At 60.8% G+C, this 21,601-nt stretch carries 10 protein-coding genes; 6 read left to right on the top strand and 4 right to left on the bottom strand.

The genetic code is table 11. From position 1 onward, the window contains the following. The first annotated feature begins 15 nt into the window (after positions 1-15). Both mnmA and BGE01nite_RS21595 read left to right on the top strand, forming a co-directional pair. Positions 16-1,173 (top strand): tRNA 2-thiouridine(34) synthase MnmA, encoded by a 1,158-nt coding sequence (mnmA, locus tag BGE01nite_RS21600; protein WP_146853584.1) that lies wholly within the window; start codon positions 16-18, stop codon positions 1,171-1,173. A 30-nt stretch (positions 1,174-1,203) separates the two neighbouring features. Beyond that, entirely contained in the window at positions 1,204-1,857 is a 654-nt protein-coding gene (locus BGE01nite_RS21595; protein ID WP_146853582.1) for a 3-keto-disaccharide hydrolase, read from the top strand. A 124-nt stretch (positions 1,858-1,981) separates the two neighbouring features. Here BGE01nite_RS21595 and BGE01nite_RS21590 read toward each other — a convergent pair whose 3' ends face one another. The 3 genes from BGE01nite_RS21590 to BGE01nite_RS21580 form a co-directional block, all read right to left on the bottom strand. Further along, positions 1,982-10,663: an Ig-like domain-containing protein gene (locus BGE01nite_RS21590; RefSeq protein WP_146853581.1), complete on the bottom strand. Its 8,682-nt coding sequence runs from the start codon at positions 10,661-10,663 to the stop codon at positions 1,982-1,984. A 26-nt stretch (positions 10,664-10,689) separates the two neighbouring features. After that, entirely contained in the window at positions 10,690-12,525 is a 1,836-nt protein-coding gene (locus tag BGE01nite_RS21585; protein ID WP_146853579.1) for an MbnP family protein, read from the bottom strand. A 140-nt stretch (positions 12,526-12,665) separates the two neighbouring features. Beyond that, positions 12,666-14,096, bottom strand: a complete 1,431-nt coding sequence (locus tag BGE01nite_RS21580) for an efflux transporter outer membrane subunit (protein ID WP_170266964.1) — start codon at positions 14,094-14,096, stop codon at positions 12,666-12,668. A gap of 138 nt (positions 14,097-14,234) precedes the next feature. On the opposite strand from BGE01nite_RS21580, the gene BGE01nite_RS21575 reads away from it, so the two are divergent. Genes BGE01nite_RS21575 through BGE01nite_RS21565 form a run of 3 tightly spaced genes read left to right on the top strand, consistent with a single transcriptional unit; the run spans position 14,235 to position 18,430 of the window. After that, positions 14,235-15,737 carry a hypothetical protein gene (locus tag BGE01nite_RS21575; protein WP_146853575.1) on the top strand — a complete coding sequence of 501 codons (1,503 nt, stop codon included), beginning with the start codon at positions 14,235-14,237 and terminating at the stop codon, positions 15,735-15,737. A gap of 3 nt (positions 15,738-15,740) precedes the next feature. Continuing rightward, on the top strand, positions 15,741-17,783 hold the full coding sequence (locus BGE01nite_RS21570; RefSeq protein WP_146853573.1) for a sensor histidine kinase: 2,043 nt from the start codon (positions 15,741-15,743) through the stop codon (positions 17,781-17,783). 32 nt (positions 17,784-17,815) lie between these two features. Further along, positions 17,816-18,430, top strand: a complete 615-nt coding sequence (locus BGE01nite_RS21565) for a response regulator (protein WP_146853571.1) — start codon at positions 17,816-17,818, stop codon at positions 18,428-18,430. Between the two features lie 281 nt (positions 18,431-18,711). Here the strand turns inward: BGE01nite_RS21565 and BGE01nite_RS21560 are convergent, their stop codons facing one another. Next, entirely contained in the window at positions 18,712-19,695 is a 984-nt protein-coding gene (locus tag BGE01nite_RS21560; RefSeq protein WP_146853569.1) for a Gfo/Idh/MocA family protein, read from the bottom strand. Positions 19,696-19,826: 131 nt separating this feature from the next. On the opposite strand from BGE01nite_RS21560, the gene BGE01nite_RS21555 reads away from it, so the two are divergent. Beyond that, positions 19,827-21,584, top strand: a complete 1,758-nt coding sequence (locus BGE01nite_RS21555) for a GDSL-type esterase/lipase family protein (RefSeq protein WP_170266963.1) — start codon at positions 19,827-19,829, stop codon at positions 21,582-21,584. Positions 21,585-21,601: the final 17 nt, after the last annotated feature.

Raw genomic sequence — 21,601 nt, 5'->3', positions numbered from 1 at the left:
AGGGAAGAACGACCCATGAAGATACTCGCCGCCATGTCTGGAGGAGTGGACAGCAGCCTCGCCACCGCGCTGCTCGTCCGCCAGGGGCATGACGTGACCGGAGCCTACATGAAAAACTGGATCAATGAGGAGGGCATCATCGGCCACTGCCCTTGGGAAGAGGACATCACCGATGCGCGCGCGGTCGCGGACCAGCTCGGCATCGAATTTCACGTGGTGAACCTCATGCATGAGTACCGCGAGCGTGTGGTGAAATATCTCCTCGAGGGCTACCAGAGCGGCATCACGCCGAACCCGGACGTGATGTGCAACCGCGAGATGAAATTTGGCGTGCTCTGGGACTGGGCCAAGGAGCGCGGCTTTGAAGCCATCGCCACCGGTCATTACGCGCAAAAGGGTTCTTCAGTTCCTGGTTCTCAGTTCTCAGTTCACGGTTCCCGCTTCACAGGCACCAACAGCGAACCGGGAACGGTGAACAGTGAACTGGATTCAGACGCCATCTATCGCGGCGCGGACTCGAACAAAGACCAAACCTACTTTCTGGCGATGATGCAGCCGGAGCAGGCGCGCATCGCGCAGTTTCCCATCGGTCATCTGCTCAAACCAGAGCTGCGTGATCAGGCGCGAGAGCTCGGTTTGAAGACGGCGGACAAGAAGGACAGCCAGGGCATCTGCTTCATCGGCCAGGTGAAGATGGAGGACTTTCTGCGCAACTTCGTTCCAGACTCACCAGGCCCCATCGTGGATCTCGAGGGCAAGGTCCTAGGCCAGCACAAAGGTCTGCATCTCTACACGCTCGGCCAGCGCAAGGGCATCGGCGTGGCCAGTCCTTTGCACAAACAGGCCTACGTCGCGGTCGCGAAGAGGCCGGAGAAGAATGAACTGGTAATCGCCATCGAGCGTCCGGACACACCGCTGCTGTGGGCGCGCCGCTGCACCCTGACAGGCATCTCCACCACTGGCCTGCCTTTGACCGGAGCACGCACGCTGAATGCCCAGCCACGCTACCGCTGCCCTGCCGGTCTGGCGGACTTCGTGCCGCTCGGAGAGGGCCGCGCATCACTGATCTACCATAAGCCTCAGCGGGCGCTCACCCCTGGCCAGATCTGCGCCCTCTATGATGGCGACCGCCTGCTCGGCGGGGCTTTTTTTGAAAGCATTTCGTATGACTGAGCCGCAAACTCCGTTCCTCCCTACCCTTCCATGAAACCTCTCTTCGTTTCCACCCTTCTCGCCCTGGCCGCACTGAATGTGCAGGCCGGTGATTTCGTCTCCATCTTCGACGGCAAGACCATGACCGGCTGGCATGCGCCCGATGGCAAAAAGCCCGGCGCAGGCTGGTCCATCGAAAATGACGAGCTGCATCTCAATGGCACCCCGGGCGGCATGCTGCTCAGTGACAAGGAATACACGAACTTCGAGCTCGAGTGGGAGTGGAAGGTCGAGGAAGGCGGCAACAACGGCGTGAAATACTGGGTCACCAAGATCGGTGGCAAGGAGTGGCTCGGCATCGAGTATCAGATGATCGATGACAACAAGCATCCGGACGGTCTTCGCGGCGGCAGCCATGTCACGGGCAGCATCTATGACATCAAGGAGCCAGCGAAAGACAAGCCGTTGAATCCTCCCGGACAGTGGAACACCAGCCGCGTGGTGGTGAAGGACGGCAAGATTGAGCACTATCTGAACGGCAAGCTGGTCTGCGACTCCGACACCAGCAGCGAAGACTGGAAGACCCGCATCGCCGCCAGCAAGTTCAAGAGCAAGGAAGGCTTCGCCCCCGGTCATGGTCACATCATGCTGACCGATCACGGCGATGAAGTCTGGTTCCGCAACATCAAGATCAAGGAGCTGTAACCGGCGCCAAGACTCTTCATTTCCCCTTCAACGAAAGAGCCAGCCTGGAAAAGGCTGGCTCTCTTTTTTGATCGTTGGCCTAATCAAAAAGTGCTTCACGCACGCTTCGTTGGGAACACCAAACTCACTCCCCGGCGCCTGGCACACTCCAGACCTTGCCTTGGGCCGCAGCTTGAGTCTTCAGGAAGAAGGCGCGATGACCAGGCAGGAGCAGCGTGTCACCGACCGGAGTTTTGGAGGCATCCCACTGTGGAACCCAGCCGGTGGTATACAGCCAGTGCACGAGGTAGCTCGCAATCCCCGGGGTGCTGTCAGCGGCCCAGATCTGCAGTTGATCGGCTGTCGAGGAGCGGGTGGAAGGAGTGAGGCCGGCCTCTGCATTGAGATGCCATTGGTTAGGCGTGGCATCCACCGGACGCGGAGGAGCCAGGAAGTGATGCCCCTCTGCCAGCGGAAGCACAAACGGCGTGGTCCGCACATAACCCGTGATGGTGCTGGCAGTGCCGCGGTTGAAGAGCTTCACCATCACACCGCTTCCCGGCGGGATGATGCGCCCTTCCTGCGGTGCCAGCGTGGCATCTGTGGTCAGCGCCCAATGATGATGCCCGCCACTCTGAACCAGCCAGCAGGTGTCCCAGGCGGTGCCATTGAAGAAGAGCACCTGATCAGCCTGCGTGCTGCGCGTGCCTCCCACGAAAAGCTCTTTCGGAAAGACCTGCCCCAAGGTCACGTGCGGACGGATGAAGACAGACTCGCCTGCGATGCCGTCCGGCAGCACGCTGAGTGTGTTATGAGGTGCCGTGAGATCCAGGACGACCTGGCTGCCATCCACCGAGACCACATCAAAGCGCTGGCCAGCGTGCGGCCCCTCACGCACTTCCAGGTAGCAAGGAACGCCTGCATTCACCGGCAGCGCGCTGCCCGTCAGTTGCAGCTGGCCAGGGCCGGTGACACCGGCCACGAAACCTGCATACACAGGCGCATTCACCAGACTGACACCCACCGTCTGCGTACCTGGATTCAGGCTGAACTTCTGCCAGGCCTGCGGCGCGGTGGAGGCGGTCAACCCGGAGTTATGAGTGACACGCAGGCGCAGCATGCCGTGATCCAGGCTCTGCCCGTGCAGATTCGTGATGCCGGTCCAGGAGCGCTGAGTCCACCCGCCGCCAATGTCCGCCGTCGTGGAGGCGAGAGTCAAAGACTGCCAATGAACCAGATCGGTGGTAGACTCCAAGGCAAAGGAATAACCGGTGATGCCGGCGACGTGCACAAGATGCGCATCCACACGGCCATCAGCCTGGGAGGCAATCCACCAGCCACCATCAAAGGCCGAGTCATTGCCGAGAATGCCCTCAAGCAGATCATTCACATCATCACCATCGGCATCCGTGTCCACGGGCTGGGCAGTGGCGATGCTGCCTTCGTCATCAATCACGCCTCCAGGAGAGGAGCCGCCGGCGCTGGTGCTGCCGATGATCTGCACATTGTCAAAGGTACCGTTCGCCAGCGTGGCCGGATTCGTGGCGGTCACCGCCAGACCGACCTGCACACTCGTGGCGAGACTGGTGAAGGTCACCGAGTTCACCGCCGTCCATGCCGTGCCATTGGCGGAGGAGTAGGCAGTGAGTACATTGCCCGCGCGCACGAGACGCAACCAATTGTTAGGCGCGGGATTGAGCGAAGGCCCATATTCAAACAGTGAGCTGCCGCCGGTGGCGGTGCGCCAGATGACACCGGTGCCATTCCCGCTGACGGCAGGCATGGAGCAGTAGAGCATGTGCCGTGAGCCCGGCGTGGCCGTCTCACGGATCATCACCCCCGCCTTGGCCCAGTCACCGGTGTTTGTGAGGCCGGTCACGCGTGCGCGGATTTCGCCATCACCATTCAGTGTCATGGACGCATAGTGAAAAGCATCTGCGGTGAAGAAGATCTCATCACCAGCGCCGCGCACCGTGTAGGTACCCGTGCCAGCGTCCAGCGATGTGCTGCCAGGCACGCCCACAGCACCCACGTCACGAGCGAGGAAGCTCAGAGCAGCCGAGGGTGAGTAGGTCACGCTAAGCGTGCTCGAGGCAGAGTTGCCCGCATTCGCGCCATTCTGCGCAGCATTCGCAGGCAGGCTCACGGTGACAGTTCCTGCGCTCAGTGGGGTGATCTGGGCTTGATAGGTGGAGCCCGAGCCCGTGAGGCTCGTCACACTGCCATTCGTGACCACGTAGTCACTCGCCGCCAAGCCGCTGACACTTTGTGAAAACGCTGTCTGCACCAGGAAAGGTCCGCTTTCCACGGAGGCAGAAGAGGTCAACGTCACCGTCGGAGCCACCACGGCGAGGCTGCCGGTGATGGTCACGTTATCAAAGACGGCTGTGCTCAACTGCGCATTCGCCGTGGACGTCACCGCCAAACCTGCATAGAGCGTGGAAGACAGGCCGGTCAGTGTCACGCTGCTCACCGTGGTCCACGTGGTGCCATTCGCGGAAGCATAGGCGGTGACCAGATTGCCCGCGCGAACGAGACGCACCCAGTTGTTAGGCGCGGGATTCAATGCAGGACCATAGCTGAAGGTGGACGTGCCGCTGGCAGTGACTCGTGACACCGATCCCGTGCCATTTGAAGGCGTGGTGAACATCATCACATGCCGTGAACCTGCGGTGAGATTCTCACGCAGCATGACACCGGACTTGGCCCAGCCACCGGTGTTTGTCTGGCTCGTCACACGCGCGCGGATCTCACCGTCGCCGGTGAGCTGGGTGAGGGCGAAGTGAAAGCCATCTGCATTGAAGAAGATTTCGCCACCGGCCCCACGCACCGTGTAGGCACCAGTGCCCGCCGCATAACTGGTGCTGCCGACCACGCCCACGGCGCCCACATCCTGCCCCGTGAGGGCAAAGACGATGGGGGGAGCATAACTCACCGTGACCGTGTTAGAGACCGTGCTGGCCATGTTCGTGGCATTGACCGCGGCCCCTGCTGGTAGCGAGATGGTGACATTGCCCGCCGCTGCAGGCTGAATGTTGACGGTGTAAGCCGATCCTGAACCGGTGAGACTAGCCGCGCTGCCATTCGTCACCGTGAAATCAGAGGTCGTCAGGCCCGTGACACCTTGAGTGAACTGCACCTGCACATTGAAGGCCGCAGACTCCACGGTGGATGCCGTGGAGAGAGTGACCGCAGGAGCCACGCCGGTGAGTGATCCAGTGACTTGTACATTGTCAAAGGTGGCCGTGGCGAGCTGGCTCACATTCACGGAACCGACAGCGAGGCCGACAAGCACCTGGGAGGGCAGGCCCGTCAGAGTGATCGCGTCCGCCTGGATCCAGTTCGTACCATCCGCCGAGTAAAAGGCAGAGATCACACTGCCCGCGCGCACCAGACGCACCCAATTGTTAGGCACCGGATTCAAGGGATCGAGCTGCATATAGTTCGCCGCGCCGTTCTGCGTGGTTCGCGAGATGAGGCCGAAACCATTTGCCGCCGCCGGAGGCGTGATGCTCATCATCACATGCCGGGAACCCGCGGCCGTGCTCTCGCGGATCATCACACCCGCCTTGGCCCAAGGATTGGTGTTGTCCAGACTGCGCACACGCGCGCGGATTTCGCCATCACCCACGAGCAGCGTATTGGAGAAGTGGAACTGATCCGCAGTGAAGTAGATCTCATCTCCCGCGCCACGCAGCGTGTAGATACCTGTGGCAGTGTCGAGTTGGGTCAAGCCCGGTAACGCCGGTCCGCCCACATCCACTCCCGAGAGCTGCAAACCTCCCGTGGGTGTTTGTGAATAGGTGAGAGCGAGGCTGTTTGAAGCCGCGTTCGTCAACCCAGCGCCATCCTGCGCCACTCCAGCCGCCAGGGAGATCGCCACGTTGTCAGTGGGCGTGATGATGAAATTATAAGTAGTGCCGCTGCCGGTGAGGCTGCCTGCGGTGCCACCTGTCACGGTGATGTCCGTGAGGTCAAAACCCGTCACAGCATGGCTGAAGGTGGCGGTGACCGTGAAGGCCGCACTCACCGGCGCCGCGGCTGCAGTGCTCAGCAGCACGGTGACCGGCACAGGAGCTGCGGCAGGAGCATCATCAATCTGCTGGAGATAAGCGCTGAGACTGGCAACATCGGCATCGCTGATCGTCACGCCTGTGTGAGCACGCACAGCGGCGGTCAATGTGGAAGCGCTGCCATCATGCAAATACGGTCCAGTGGCCCAGAGGCCACGCAGGGTCGGCACGTCAAAGCCGGTCAGCGCAGCATTGAGGCGCTTGCCACTCGTGGGTTGCTTGATGGTGCCGACATCACTGAACACATTCAGCGCGCTGTTGGTAAAGCGCGCGCCATTGTGGCAGCTGGCGCAGTTCTGCTGGCGGAAGACTCGTTCACCTACCACGGCTGCCGTGGTAAGTGTTCCATCCGCATTACGGAAAGGGCTGCGCGACTCCGCGGTCAGCGAGGTCACATACGCCGCAAGAGCATCGAGATCCGCGCTCACACCCGCCTTGGCATCACCTAACGGCAGATTGCGCGTTCCGGTGTTGAACTGGGAATCCGTCATCAAGCCCGTGCCGCCTGCAAAGGCCCGGATCTGGCCTTCAAAGTCATGAACTTCGTCAAAGTTCCCCGTCCAGTGCAGCGCGCCATGAGTGCCATGACCACGGAGGGTGATGGTATTGCGCAGACCTTCACCGAAGCCGGTGAAATCCCAGATGCGGCCGTCATGACCGCCATCATTGTGACAGGAGGCGCAGGAGATGTACTCCTGAAGAGCCAGACGCACGTCCTGCGCATCATAGAAGAACTGCTTTCCACGCAGCACAGTGGCAGTCAGCTTTTCAGTGGTGATGCAATTCAGGGTCGCAATGCTCGTGGGCAGGGCGACTCCACCACGAATGTAGCTCGTGACATTGTGCACGCTCACCGTGCGATCCATGAAGTTATGCACGAAGAGCGTGAGGCCATCCGGCGACAAGGCCAGGCCCTGAGGAGCACGGCCGACATCAAAGCGACCCACGACCTCGCGATTCCAGGCGTCCACCACCGCCACTGCACGGCTGGACTCCAATGCGACGAAGACATAACCACCCCAAGGATCAAAGACGGCTGCGCTGGGCATGCCAGAGTTGTCAAAGTCCACACGGCTTGCCGCGTCTTCCGCCTGCGTGGTGAGATTGATCCGGCTGGCGATGGCACGCAGGCTCTGATCATGATTGTGGTTCACACCATTGCGCAGCGTGCCACGCTTGATGTTATCCTGCTTCGAAGGCACCCAGGCGAAAAGCCCGTCTGGTGAGATGGCCGTGGCACCGAGGTAGTTCGGAATGCCATGCGCGGAGCTGGGTGAATCCTGACGCTCGCTGTGCGCCAGGATCACGGTGCGCTCAATGGCGAGCGTGCCACCCGTGACCACCACCACTTCACCCCCCTTGTTCGTGATGTCTACCGTGGCGGTGCTTTCACCCGGCAGAGACGGGGTGATGAAGCGACTCACATACACGCGGCTGCCATCTGCATTCACGGAAACATGACGCGCATGCTGGCCCACGCTGATGCTGCTGATCTGCACGCCGGTTGCAGGATTCAGTTTCAGAAGCGTGCCGGAGCCTTCCAACGCCACGAAGGCAGCGGTGCCCACAGGGTCAAAGGCGATGCCAAATGGACGTGAACCACGAGGCAGCGCCACGGTGCCCGCCACCGCATACGTGGAAGCATTGAGAATGCTGATGGTGGAAGCCTCCACATTGGTCACCCAGGCGCGACCATCGGGAGCGATGGCGATGCTGCGCGGAGCCGTGCCCACCGTTGTCTCAGCGAGCTTGGCACGAGTCACCGCATCAAACACCGTGACGCTGTCATTGTCAGGGTTCACCACCCAGACACGATCATTGGCCGTGGCGCGATCTTCCAGAATGATGCTGGAGGAGACATTGGGCTTCCGGGTGGTGAGCGCCGGGTAGATCACCTGATAGAAGGTGGTGCTGCGAATGGCACCCGCGTCATCCGTGGCTTCCAGAGTGACGAGATAGCGCCCCGCTGCCGCGTAAGTGCGCGAAGCCGTGGCCAGGGCGCTGTAGGCGGTCGTGGCGCTGCCATCACCAAAGTTCCAGCGGTAGCGTGGATTCAGGCCGCCCGCGCTGGTGGCTGTGAAGTTCACCGCCGTGTTGACCGCCGCCGCCGTGGAAAGCGGCGTGCTCAGCACCAGGGAGGCATTGATGGTCCAGGTGAAGTTTACGCTGACCAGGGCTGCCTTGCCATCACTCACGCTGGCAGTGGCGTTGAAGTTGCCGGAAGCCGTCGGGATGCCGCTGATGACACCCGTGGTGACATTCAAAGTTAGGCCCGCGGGCAGTCCGCTGGCCGAAAAGACCAGTGGATCATTATCCAGATCAGATGCCACCAACTGCAAGGAGGTCAGCAGGCCTGCCACACTGGTGCGTGCCCCCGGATTGGTGAGTGTGGGCGCACGATTGGCGACCATGGGCGAGAGGTACTGCCCCTCCACCACGGTCGTGGCAGTGGCGCCAGGAATGAGCCAGCCGACGGCGAGGTTATCACCACCGCCGCCTTCTTTGTGCAGCGCCTCGATGTAGTAGCGCTGCCCGGCCACCAGATTGATCAAAACCGAGGCCTGGGAATCATACTCAATCCAGTCGCGGGACTCCGTCCATCCGCCCTGCGGCACCTGGGCGATCATGGTGGCATTTGCAGCGCTGTCATTGGTGCTCAGCAGCAGACGACACTCATCATCACCAGCGATCCAGAAACGATACTGGCCTGTGACAGGCGGATGAACCCACCCACGCAGCCGCTGACCATAGTTGTCCGCTGAATTCGTCGGTGTCTCGAAAGAGGTGAGCTGGGTGGAACTGTTGGGCGAGTTCGGATACTTGTTGCTGCTCGTCAGAGCGCTGAGGTTGGAAGTGCTGATGTTCGTCCAGAGTTCACGGAGGATGGTGCCGGAGCCGAGGACCGCGGGCGTGACCGTCCAGGTGAAGTTTTGCGTGGCGCTGAAGCCCAGGTCGTTCAGGACCGTCACGCTGACATTGAAGGCCGCAGGGGCGGCGGTGATCGTGCCGCCGATCAAACCGGTTCCAGCATTGATCGTCAGGCCCGTCGGAAGCCCGGTGGCGCTGAAGGTCTTGGCGCCAGGGCCACCAGCCACCAATTGCAGGCTGGGCGAGGTCGTGGAGCGTGTGATCTGCGATCCCGGATTCGTCAGCGTGGGAGAATTCGTGGCAGACACCTGGATGATGCTGGCGACGGAATAAACACCTGCCGAGTTATGCGCGAAGAGCATCCAGTAACCGGGCGTCATCACGCTCAGATTACTATGTGCCGTGACACTGTAGTTCCCGCTGCTGGGGCTGGTGAAAGGCAGTTCCAGGAAGCGCAGGTCCGTGTTCATGGAATGCGTCACGGAAGACATCTTGATGAAGGTGAAGCGCGTGATGCCCGCGCTGCCCTGCACCTGGAAGACCTGACCGCTGCCGATGAGTGATGGTGCCGAGGCAATGGTGGGGCGTGCAGCCAGATTGCCCGCCGCGTCATAGAGCATGCCGGGTGTGTAGAGCTGCGCATCACGATGGTCCGCGCTGTTTCCGCCCAGGCCACCACCGCCAGAAAAGACGCGACCGTCTGGAAGCAGCAAGGCCAGCGAGTGATAGTTGCGCGGCACGCTCATGTCGGTCACTTCACGCCACTGGCCGGTGGTCGGATTCCAAATTTCCGGAGAGAGGATGGAACCTGTGTCATTGAACTTCAGGCCGCTGGTGTTGCCGCCGATGGCCATGACCTCACCATTCGGAAGGATGACGCTGTTCACGAACTGGCGGACATACTTCATCGACGATGTCGCAGCCACCACTGGCGTGCTGCCACGGATGTCGATGGTGAAGGCCAGATTCGTGCTGGTTCCCGTGGAGCCGTCATTCGGATTCGGTGTCGTGCTGGCCGAGCCGCCTGCCACCAGGATGCGGCCTTCGTTGTACATCGCGAAGCAGCCCTCCTTCGGGTAGTGTGCCCCGGGCACATTCACATTCGCATAGGTCAGCGAGCCTGTGCCATCAGCGGTGATCCAGTTCATCGTATCCGTGGGTCCACCATGGAACAGACGGTTGTCCGGAGACACCAGCACCAACGGATGCCAGTTCGGCACATAGCCCGGAAGTGAAACCACGGTGCTCCAGTTGATCCCCGTCAGGCGGCTCCAGCCCACGCCTTCATTCCAACGCTCTGCCGTGGTGATGCCGCCATCTCCAGTGACAGTGAAGACGCTGCCATCAATGAGGGCCACGCTGGTGTTGTACCAGCGTCCATCATTCATGTTAGGCAGGGCGGTCCACTGGTTCGTGCGCCAGTCAAAGATGCTGCTCAGACGGGTGGTGTTACGCCCGCCATTCACCACCAGGCGTCCATCTGGAAGCAAGGCCGTGCCGCCGCAGAACATGTCATGACGCGTGTTGTTGATCTCGGTGAAGACACCCGTGGCTGGATTCCAAACCGCCGCATAGGTGAACTCAGGCCCGACCGGGAAGGTGGTGCGCTGGTTCGAGGCAAAAGTGAGCAAGCGTCCATCCGGCAGCGTGGCCGCTGACACGGGAATGTGCGGGGTCCAGTTGATCACGCTGCCCCAGGTTCCCACCTCGTTGCGCTGCGTGGCAGTGGGTGCAGGACCTGTGAGGACGACAAACGCGGGCGCCAGAGCCTGGGCCTCGGCGCTCAGGGCGTCATTCAGGCCATGATCATCCTCACCGGCATGGGCGGGCAAGGCCGCTAACAGCAAACAAAAGGTTAGGCAAAGATGGCGGAGGGGGAGGTTCATCGTCTCGGGAGAAGAGCGGGGGGATTTTATTTAGTTCCCGGTGTGGGTGGAGCGGTGCCCGTGACGGCAACCGAAACGCTGCCCTGCCCGGTGGCAGTGGCGGCTTTCGTGCCGAAGGATTCGTCCGTGAGTGTCTTGAGAAAGGCCACAAGAGCGCGCTTGTCCTCAGCGCTCAGGTTCAGTCCTTCGATGGGATGCTTGGCCAGGTTTGGATCCAGGTTCGGGGCACGCTTCACCTCGCTGGAGTAGTGCTCCACGACCTCTTCCAATGTCCGGAAGCGGCCATCATGCATGTAGGGCGCGGTGAGCGCGATATTGCGCAGCGTGGGGGTCTTGAACTTGCCGCGATCTTCCTCTTTTCCGCTCACGATCATGCGGCCCAAGTCCTCAGCCTTCAGGTCGAGACCGTTGTTGTGAAACTGATGATCCGTGAAAAGCGTGCCGCCATGGCAGTGAAAACAGTCCGCGCCGAACAAGCCGCGCTTCGGATCATGCTCGGTGACAAAGAGCTGCAGGCCGCGCTTCTCTTCCTCCGTAAGGTCCGCCACCTTGCGCACGGCTTTGTCAAAGCGCGACTCTTGCGAAACCAGCGTCAGAAGAAACTGCTCCAGGGCCTTGGCAATGCGATCCGAAGTGATCCCGGGTGATCCGAAGGCAGCGGCGAAGTCCGCTTTGATTTCGGACTCCGAATCGGTGAGCTTGCCCACCACACTCTCCATCGATTCGGCCATCTCATGCACGTCCTGCACCGGCATGAGCACCTGCTCGCGGAGGCTCTTTGCGCGCCCATCCCAGAAGAAGCTCTGGCCCCAGGCGAGATTCACCAACGGCATGGAATTGCGGGTGCCGGCATCTCCCAGCGCACCGATGCTGACACGACGCGAATCCGCGAAGGACTCGTCGGCGGCGTGGCAGCTCGCGCAGGATTTCGTGTTGTTGATGGAGAGCCGCTTGTCGTGAAAAAGCTTCTCCCCCAGAGCCACACCTTCTTTCGTGAGCGGATTGTCAGCAGGCAAGGCGACCTGGGGAAAGCGTTCCGTGATGGCCAGGGGATAGGCATGAGTTCCCGCCGGAAGCTCAACAGGTGTCGCCACAGCATTCGCCACTGATTGGAACAGATCATGACTCACACCGTGGACGCGAAAGGCTCTCTGAACATTGGCCTTTAGCTTCGCCGCAAGCGCATCCCCCTCCCGGCTGTGCGTGCTGGAGCCGTCTTTGGCAAAGTCGATGCCCTCAAGAATAACCGCGGCATCGAGTTCGAGGTGCAGGGTCAAAGGTCCGCCACCGCTGAACTCCACAGGAAGCTCCACGTGCGCCACATTCGGATCATTCGCGAGATGGTAGGAGAAGCCATCATCACCACGCGCAGAGTGCCAGCGGCCCTCCAGCGCCATGAAGACATAACCACCTTGCCATCCCCAATGCAGCCCGCACACATCGGGGTGCAGTGGATGCCCGGCAGGCCATTGAGCTGGCGATGCCGCATTGATAGATGCAGGCACTCCGACATCGAAACGCAGAGCCATGAATTTTTCCGCCGACAGGCCATCAGCTTCCACCGTCAGTTTGCCGCGCTCCAAACTGATGAAGTGATGCCAGTCCTCTGACTCCAGCCATGAGCCGTCCGCACGCTTCAACGCCAGCTTCGAAAGCATGGCATCCAGGCGGGTGATGCTGAGCTTCTGATCAGATGCGATGCCTTGTCCGGGCACAACTGCCCTGCCCTGCCACATCGGAGTGATCTCCAGCCGCATCTTCGGTGTTGCGGACCACGCGATGCTCTGAACAACAACCCACACTGCCAGCGCCAAAAAGTGCGAAGGCGAGAGACGAGAGGTCGTGGGGATGAGGCGCGGCATCTGCGGGGCGAGATGCCGAATTCAATCTAATCACCATAATTATCAATCTTTGAATTGTTATAACTAAGAATCAAAGCGGCGAAGGACTATCAATTGTGATAAAATTAACCTTAAAACCGCCCTAAACTCAGCTTAAGAGCTTACTTGGCCGAACCCCAGCCGCCACCCAGTGAGCGGATCAGCTGCACGCTGGCCGTCAGGCGTTGACCATCGATCTGCGCACGAAGCAGCCTTGTGGTGAGCACGGTGCGGTCGGCATCCACGACTTCGAAATAACTCGCGAGCCCCTTGTCATAACGAACACGCGCGAGCTTGCTGGTCTCCTGCGCGGCATCGAGAGCGGATGTCACGGCGGCGCGCTGACGAGTGTAGGCATTCAGATCCACGACTGAATTTTCGACCTCCTGCAAGGCCTTCAAGATGGCCTGGCGATACGCCGCCACGCTTTCGTCATACCGCCCATAGGCAGCGCGCATGTTTCCGCGCAGGCGTCCGCCCTGGAAGATGGGCAGGGTGAGCTGAGGCCCGATGGAGCCCGCCTTGTTCTTCCAATCAAGGAAGTCCTCCGCTCCGATGCTCTCGATGCCCCCGCTACCGATCAGCTTGAAGCTGGGATAAAAGTTCGCCTTGGCCACGCCGATATTCGCATTGGCTTCCCGCATCGTTTGTTCGGCCACACGCAGGTCAGGACGGCGCTGGAGCAAAGTCGCCGGAAGCCCCGAGCTGATGCGAGGTGCGCCGGGCAGGGCCAGGCTTGATGCCAGTTGGAAATCCACAGGCGCCGAACCACAGACCAAGGCCAGTGCATTCGCCGCATTGGCACGCTGACGCTCCACACCGATGAGGTCGTGTCTCGCGAGCTCGAGCTCCGTGCGCGCACGGGCCACGTCCATCTCATTGGCCAGACCACCTTGGAAACGGCTCTGCTGCAGTTTCAGCGCCTCGCCACGGAGGGAGATGGTTTCATTCAAGATCTGGCGCTGGGAGTCGAGCGATGCGGCGAGGAAGTAATTTCGCGCCACTTCAGCTGCGATGACCAGGCGCTGGACAGCCACTTGTTCAATGGCCGCACCTTCACGAGCCTTCGCGGCTTCCACACTGCGGCGCACCTTGCCCCAGAGGTCCACCTCATAGTTCAGGGTGGCGAAGGCTTGATGACGATCGCGCTCCAGGGAAGGCAGCGGGATGTTTGGCGGCAGGTTCGCACCAAAACTGCTGCCGGAGATGCGCTCCAGCGTCATCGCGTTCTGCATGCCCAGCTGCGGGAACCAGGCAGCCTTCTCCACACCCGTCATGGCCCGCGCTGTCTCCACACGTGCGAGCGCAGTCGCGAGGTCTTGATTGTAAGTCAGCGCTTGATCAACCAGACGATTCAGCGCGGGGCTGCGATAGAGCGTCCACCAGGCGTCAGGCATCCCGAGATCACTGACGTCCGCCTTGTTCTTCCAGCGCGTGCTGAGATTCATCTCTGGCAGCTTGAAGTCAGGACCGACGGTGCAACCGGCGAGGATCAGACTCAGCGAGGCTGTGATGGCCAACGACGGACGGCAAATGGCGGATGACGGAGACATGAGGGGCGGAAGTGAGACCATGCTTCGGGAGATTTCGGCATTCGTCATTCGGAATTCGTTGCTCCTCTTTACGTCCCTGGCTTGCGCGGCGGCCCGCCAGCGGCGTATCTTTCTTGAAGAAATTCTCTCTCTTTCCCCATGAGCATCCCACTCGAAGACCTTCAATCCGCCCTCTCATCTGTGCAGGAGGAACTGCGGCGGGTGCGCCAGCGGCTGGATGATCTGGAGAAGATCGTCAGCGTGGAAACAGACACTGATGGTGTCCGCCGCGTCTGCCTGGAGTGCCATGAGCTGTTTGTCCGGCCGGCGCATGACCCGCGCTGGATCTCCCTGCATCTGGGCGCGGACGAGGACGGCGGCTTTGTGCATCTGCATCAAAAGGAAAGCAGCGCCGTGCGTGCGGAGATGTCTCTGGACAGCGCGGGATCTCCCCAGATGCTGCTGAGGGGAGAGGACCGCCAGCCGCGCATCAGCTTCTTCACCCAGGAGGACTGCGGATTTGTGGCGGTGCATGCGGACGCGGGTCGCCCAGGTGCCCTCATGCGTGCCCAGCCGCGAGGCGGCTCCATCGCAGTTTTGCAGAAGGACGGCGGCACACGTGGCGTGCTGGTGCATGAGGACGGGGAAGTCAGTGAGGATGGTACCGTGAAGCCATCCTCCACCGATCTGCTCTTTGCCGATGGCAGCCTCAACAGCCTGGTGAAACTGCACTCGGATGGCCAGGGGGGTCTGCTGAGCCTCGGACCGCCAGGACAGCCCGACGCGATCGCTCTCGTGGCACGTGATGATGGCCCCGCGTTCATGCTCCACAGCCCGTCTGAGCTGCAGAGCATCTCCATGATGGCGCTCGATGGTGCTGCCCAGCTCTGCGTGCATGAAGGCAAGGTTCCCGGCAGTGGCTTTGAGGCGCACATTTCTTCCGGTGAAGCTGGAAGCAGCTTCTCCCTGCGTGGTGAGCGTGGAGAAAAGTCCGTGGACATCTCCGCGCTCGATGTGGCCAGCAGCATCACGCTGCATGACATGAACGGCGAGGCGCGGGTCATGCTGGCGCATCATTATGACAGCCACTCCGCGCTGACACTGCAGTCCACAGGTGAGGAAGATGGCTTCCGCGCCGTGGCCAGCGGCGAGGTTTCTTCGGTCGAGCTGATGTCACCGATCGATCCTGATACCAAACTGCTCTCCGCTGTCACCGCGAACAAACCCGTGGTGATCCTGCAAAAGCAGCAGCGACCCTTGCTCATGTTTGGTGAAGGCGACCAGGGCGGCGTCTTCTGCGCCTATGGGAATGCAGCCTCGCAGGCCGGCATTGCGACTCTTTCCGGCGGACCCGTGGCTGGTTCGCTGCTGCTGTCCACGGCCGATGGCACACCGCAGCTCACACTGGATGCCACGGATCATGGCGGGCGTATGCTCATCAACAATGACCTTGGCTTCCAACGCGTGTCCCTGGGCATCTACCAGGAAGCGGGAAGCCTGCAGCTGAACAACACAGGCAATCTCGGCGTGCAAGCCATTGCCACGGCCAAAGGTGGTGTCGTGATGGTCAGTGATCCGGAAGGCGAGATCAGCGCGACTCTTCCCGAGGACTTTGACGCGGGTAAGAACCCGGACTGGGGTCAGTTGCCCGACAACTTCTGAGCCGTGAGATTCTCCACGCTCATTCTTCTATTCTCCTTTTGGTTGGGCCAGGCCATGGCGCAAACCACGCTCACCCGTGCCATCGACATCCGCACGCTCCCCTATGAGCGCAGCCTGGAAAAACTGCCGGTGGATCTCACAGCCACCGTGGGCTTTGTGGAAAGCGGCAGCACAGTCTTTGTGCAGGATGAAACGGCTGGCACTCATCTGCACTTCAGGCCTTTCCGGAACAATCTCCGTCCCGGTGACCGGGTGCGCATTCAAGGCACGACCACAGCCGGACTCTACTTTCCTGGTGTGGATGTGACTCAGGTGCAGGTGCTCGGTCATGAGACTCCGCCTGTCGCCGTGCCCGCCACCTATGATGACCTCTCCACAGGCCGCTATCACTACCAGCGCGTGGTCGTGGTGGGCCTCGGCCGCACCCTCGCCGCGCTGGATGAAAACAAATCCATCCTCCGCGTCTCCATGGGCAGCCGTGTCATTGAGGTCCGTGTGGATGCACCTCTGGACTCTGCCCCCGGAGTGATCGATTCACGGCTGCGCATCACCGCCCTCGCTGCCGGCGGCATCAATGACCGCCGGCAGCTTGTCTTCCCCTACCTCCGCGTGGCAGACTGGGATGACGTGGAAGTCATGGAGGCCGCCGCACCGCCTGAATCACTGCCCGTCACCTCCGTCGCCGCGCTGCTGCGCTTTGGTGAGGCAGACGCTTTAAGTCATCGTGTGCGTATCCGCGGGACCGTGCTTGCTTCCTTTCCAGATGGTCGTGTGTTTCTGCGTGACTCCACACCACCGCCGCCACCCCGGGAAGTGCCGAAGGATGCCTCACCGGAGCCGCCGCAGTCTCCTTCCATCGCCATCCAGCTCACCACCGCCGCCAGCGTGATGCCCGGTCACCGCATTGAGGTCATTGGCTTCCCCATCATGGCAGGCTTCAGTGCCTCCCTGGCAGATGCGCAGGTGCTCACCCAGACACCCGACACCGCTCCCGCTGCCGAACAAGTGATGCTGAAAGAGCTTCAGGACGGCTCTCATGATGCGGACCTGGTGCAGCTCACCACACCCGCCGTGCTGAATGACTTCTTCCGCACGTCGGATGGGTACGAGCTTCGCTTCACCTCCAACGGCATTCCGATTCGCGCCTTCCTGCTGCAAACAAACGCACCCGATTTGGAGATCGGCTCATCGTGCCTGCTCGCCGGCATTTGTCTGATCGAGTCCTCCACGGACAAAGGTTTTCGCTCGCAACCCGAGCGTGCCTCGCTGCTGCTGCGCAATCTCCAGGACATCCAAGTGCTGAGCACCGCACCATTTTGGACGGCGCGCCGTCTAGTGATGGCCATTGCGATTCTCGGCGGAGTGATCTTGCTCACGCTGTTCTGGATCACCCAGCAGCGCCGGCAGATCAGCCGGCTGCAATCGAAGATCGCCCATCAAGCCACGCTGGATGAGCGCCAGCGCATCGCACGAGAGTTTCATGACACACTGGAGCAGGAGCTGGCCGGGCTTTCACTGCGTCTCGATGCCGCCACCACACGACCATTGGAAGACAAGGCGCGCACCCTTTTAGAAACCTCGCGCAGCCTTGTCTCTCGCATCCAGAGCGAGGCACGCAATCTTGTCTCCGATCTCCGTGACACGGAGCATCCGGTGACTTTGCCAGAGTCCCTGCAACTCATGGCAGAACGTGTGCAACATGATCAATGTGAGATCGTGCTCGATCTCCATCCAGTGCCTGCCATCGCGGCCCCGGTGGCACATCACCTGCGCATGATGGCCCAGGAGGCCACCACGAATGCGATCAAGCATGCGAAGGCATCACGGATCACCGTGCACCTGGCGGAGAGCAGCGGACAGCTCATCCTGAGCATCGCTGACAATGGCGGTGGCTTTGACACCAGCACTCAAACGCATGGCAAGCCCGGCCACTTTGGCTGCATCGGCATTCGCGAGCGCTGCCGGAAGATCGGCGCCGAAGCCCACTGGCAGAGCGAGCATGGAAAGGGCACCACTGTGACCATCGCCCTGCCTTTGCCCGCTTGACTCCTTGCCCTTTGACCGCTTGACCTTGGCTCATGATTTCTCTTCTCCTCATTGATGACCACTTCGTGGTGCGAAGCGGCATCGTCGCGTCATTGGAACTGGAGGATGATCTCAAGGTCGTGGGCGAGGTCGATCGCGGCGAAGAGGCGGCAAAGGTGTATGCCAAGAAGAAGCCGGATGTGGTTCTGATGGACCTGCAGCTTCCCGGCATCAGCGGCATCGAGGCCACCGCCGCTCTCCTGCGTGAGCATCCCGCCGCGAAGGTGCTGATCTTCTCCACCTTTGCCCGTGATGACGAGATCCAGGCCGCTCTCAAAGCGGGCGCACTCGGCTACTTACAAAAGTCTTCTTCGCGCGATGACTTGCTCAAAGCCATCCGCACCGTGGCGAAAGGCGGGCAAACCCTGCCTGCCGACATCGCACAGCGTTTGAAGGACCGGCTTGCCGAGCCCGAGATCACACCCCGAGAACGCGAGATTCTCACACTCATTACCCAAGGCAATGCCAACAAGGAAATCGCCGCCACCCTCGGCATCGGTGAGGACACCGTGAAGCAGCACGTCAGCCGCATCCTCATGAAGATGAAGGTCAATGACCGCGCCCAAGCCACGGCCGAGGCCATCAGGCGTGGCTTGGTGAAGGTGTAAAGGTGGAAGGCGCGAAGATATCGCGCCCAAGTCTAACAATGGATTCGTTTCCGACATCTACGTACCGAGCGGCCCGCAGCATCCATGGAGCGCGGATATCCGAATCCGCAGCCGTCACGAACGCAGGATGGACGAGGAGCATCATCGTGATGCCACTCGAATCCACATCCTGGTTTTCGGGTTGAAGGTTCCGTCAGCAAAGTCGCGGCCACATGTGTCATCCACCTGGCTGCGGATTCGGAGATCCGCGCCCCGTCGCTGACGCGCCCCCACCGTCTAACCTACTTTTTCGCGGCTTCAGCCTTCGCCTTGTCCATGACCTCTTTGAGGGTCACTTCAGCACCGTTGCGGCGCTTGCTTTCATCCGCGGCTTCCATGAAGGCGTAGATCTCCAGCGTCTCCTCAGGCGTCACGGGAGCCATGCCGGTGCGGAAGAAATGCACGGCGGCAAACAGCAGCGGATCATAGCCATCGTACGCACCCACGGGGGACTCGCCTTTGTCACCGACGGCTTTGCCACCATAGGCCTTGCTCTCATTGAACACACCGGTGCGACCACCTGCCCAGGTGCCAGTGACGCGGATTTTGCCTTCGGGGTTGGTATCGCGCTTCACGCTCTGGCAGCCGGTGCCCATGACGGTGAAGAGGCTTTCCACGCCGTGGATGCCATACCAGAAGAGGTCGGGATGCGTGGCTTCCAATGAGGCCGGACTGGAAGTCTCTGCCTGCTTCACAATGCCGACGCTACCACCGCGAACAGCCTGGGTGTTTTTGCCAAAGCGCAGGGAGGAAGAGGAGAAGATGGGCACCCCAGCAGCCTTGGCCTCCTCAAAGATCTTGATGGCGTCCACCAGGGTGCCGGCGATGGGCTTGTCGATGAACACGGGCTTGTGCGCGGCGAAGCAGGGACGGATCTGCTCCAAATGCGGACGCCCATCATTCGTTTCGAGGAAGACCACATCCACCTTTTCCACCAGGGCCTCGATGGTCGGCACGATCTCCACGCCAAGCGCCTTTACCTTTTCCGTGTATTCCGGCACGCGCTTCACACTGGACTCAATGTCCTTGGAGCCCTGCGCATAGGCCGCCACCAGGCGCACACCCATGACTTCTGGCTTCTGCGGATTCGCATTCAGCGTCTTGGTGAAGGCCAGGACATGGGAGGTATCGAGACCGATGATGCCTGCGCGTATGTTTTGGGCCGAAGCAGCGCCTGCGAGGGAGAGAAAGGCCGTGGAAAGGGCGATAAAAGTAGAGCGGGTCATGTGCAAATAGAACGCCCGCCAGGGACATTTCGTTGCGTTCTGGCATGACATGAAGTGGGCGCTTTGTGCGCTAGGGTCTGGTCTCCTCATGGTGCCTGTGAAGCCGGTGAAAGCTGCTGCGTATGTGTGCCATGCGTCTCCCACTCTTGCTCAGCCTCCTGGCGGTTTGCATGGCTTCATTCGCGGCCCGACCAGCCACTGCGCCCATTCTTCACCCCAAGGCATCCGCCCTGCCCTTCCCTCATCAAGGCCCGTTTGTGACCGCGGCGGATGGAGCCGCGCTCTGCTTTGATGCGAAGGATGCTCTGCGCAGCACCGATGAAGGAGCCACCTGGACCAGCACGCCTCTGTTTGCCACACCGGAGAAGTTTCAAACTAGCAATGAGCGGGCTCTGCTGCGCACGCGTGAAGGCGTGATCATCGCTGGCTGGATGAACATGACGGAGAGAGGTCAGCCCAAAGGCTGGCGCTGGGGTGAGGCGGATGTGAAGTGGACCGACTTCGTGCTGCCGACCTATACCTGCCGCAGCACGGACGATGGCAAGACCTGGGAAACTCCCGTAAAGCTGAGCGATCCCTGGTGCGGCTGTATTCATTCCATGATCCAGATGCGCAGTGGCCGCATCGTCATGGTGGGTCAGGAGATCATTCCCGAATGGCGGCACGCCACGGTGATGTGGGTTTCTGATGATCTGGGAAAGTCCTGGCAGCGCAGCAACATGCTCGACTATGGCGTGGGCACACACGATCATGCAGGCAGCCTCGAAGGCGCTGTCATCGAGAGAAAGGACGGCTCGCTTTACCTGCTCCTGCGCACGGAGGCTGGGTTTCTCTGGGATGCCACCTCCAAGGATGGACTGAAGTGGGAAGGCCTGAAGCAAACCAACATTGCTTCCGTTACCTGCTGCCCGCAGATGGCTCGTCTGAGTGATGGCCGCATCGCGCTGCTTTGGAATGCACCACCACGTCATGCGCCGAAAAATGGCACGAGCCGCTCGGAGTTGTCGCTAGCCTTCTCCAGCGATGAGGCGGCCACCTGGAGCAAGCCTGTCATCGTGGCGGCCAACTACGGCACGGGTGCGCGTGTCTCTTATCCTTATCTCTATGAGCGCAGTCCCGGCGAGGTATGGATCACCACCATGCAGGGCGGCCTGCGCATGAAGGTGAAGCTCGACGACCTCAACAAGGGCGAGATTCCTGTGCACGTGCCTATCGTCAAACCAGATCCGAAGCCCGGCGGCATCATCATGTTTGGCGACTCCACGACCGCCGTTCGCAGCGGCATTGAGAAGGTGTATGCGGACCGTGTGCAGGAAGCTCTTCAGAGCGTGGGATCCAGTCTGGCTGTGTATAATGCAGGTGTCCCAGGCAACACCACCAGCATGGCCATGCAGCGGCTAGAGAGTGATGTGCTGCGTCACAAGCCGAGGCTGGTGGTGATCCAGTTCGGCATCAATGACTCCGCTGTGGATGTGTGGAAGAATCCGCCCGCGACCTCTCCCCGCGTGCCCGTGAAGGACTACCTGAAAAACCTGCGCCAAATGATCTCCACGCTCCAAAAGCAGGACGCGAAGGTGATCCTCATGACCACCAACCCGCTGCGCTGGACGGCCCGGCTCAAGCAGATGTATGGCAAGCCGCCCTACGATGCCGCTGCCGAGGATGGCTTTGAATCCCCGAATCTCGTCGCCTACAATGCGGCGATGCGTGAACTGGCCGCCGAACTCAAAGTGCCGTTGGTCGATGTGCATGCGGAGTATCCGGCGTTTGCCAAGAAGCACCAGACGGACGTCAGCGGCATGCTGCCAGATGGCATGCATCCGAATGATCTCGGGCATGAACTTGTGACTGAGCTCCTGGTGCCTGCAATCAAGAAGGTGCTGCAATAGCGCGCCGAAGTCGCGGA

The sequence above is a fragment of the Prosthecobacter gellanilyticus genome (genome assembly GCF_007992435.1).
Classification (GTDB): domain Bacteria; phylum Verrucomicrobiota; class Verrucomicrobiia; order Verrucomicrobiales; family Verrucomicrobiaceae; genus Prosthecobacter; species Prosthecobacter gellanilyticus.
Note: the sequence above shows the minus strand (reverse complement) of the source record. Positions and strands in the feature narration are given on the sequence as shown.

Excerpts from the sequence above, each read along its gene's own strand:
- BGE01nite_RS21565 (WP_146853571.1), top strand. The coding sequence starts at position 17,816 with ATGATTTCTCTTCTCCTCATTGATGACCACTTCGTGGTGCGAAGCGGC.
- BGE01nite_RS21555 (WP_170266963.1), top strand. The coding sequence starts at position 19,827 with ATGCGTCTCCCACTCTTGCTCAGCCTCCTGGCGGTTTGCATGGCTTCA.
- BGE01nite_RS21575 (WP_146853575.1), top strand. The coding sequence starts at position 14,235 with ATGAGCATCCCACTCGAAGACCTTCAATCCGCCCTCTCATCTGTGCAG.
- mnmA (WP_146853584.1), top strand. The coding sequence starts at position 16 with ATGAAGATACTCGCCGCCATGTCTGGAGGAGTGGACAGCAGCCTCGCC.
- BGE01nite_RS21585 (WP_146853579.1), bottom strand. The coding sequence starts at position 12,525 with ATGCCGCGCCTCATCCCCACGACCTCTCGTCTCTCGCCTTCGCACTTT.
- BGE01nite_RS21580 (WP_170266964.1), bottom strand. The coding sequence starts at position 14,096 with ATGTCTCCGTCATCCGCCATTTGCCGTCCGTCGTTGGCCATCACAGCC.
- BGE01nite_RS21595 (WP_146853582.1), top strand. The coding sequence starts at position 1,204 with ATGAAACCTCTCTTCGTTTCCACCCTTCTCGCCCTGGCCGCACTGAAT.
- BGE01nite_RS21590 (WP_146853581.1), bottom strand. The coding sequence starts at position 10,663 with ATGAACCTCCCCCTCCGCCATCTTTGCCTAACCTTTTGTTTGCTGTTA.
- BGE01nite_RS21560 (WP_146853569.1), bottom strand. The coding sequence starts at position 19,695 with ATGACCCGCTCTACTTTTATCGCCCTTTCCACGGCCTTTCTCTCCCTC.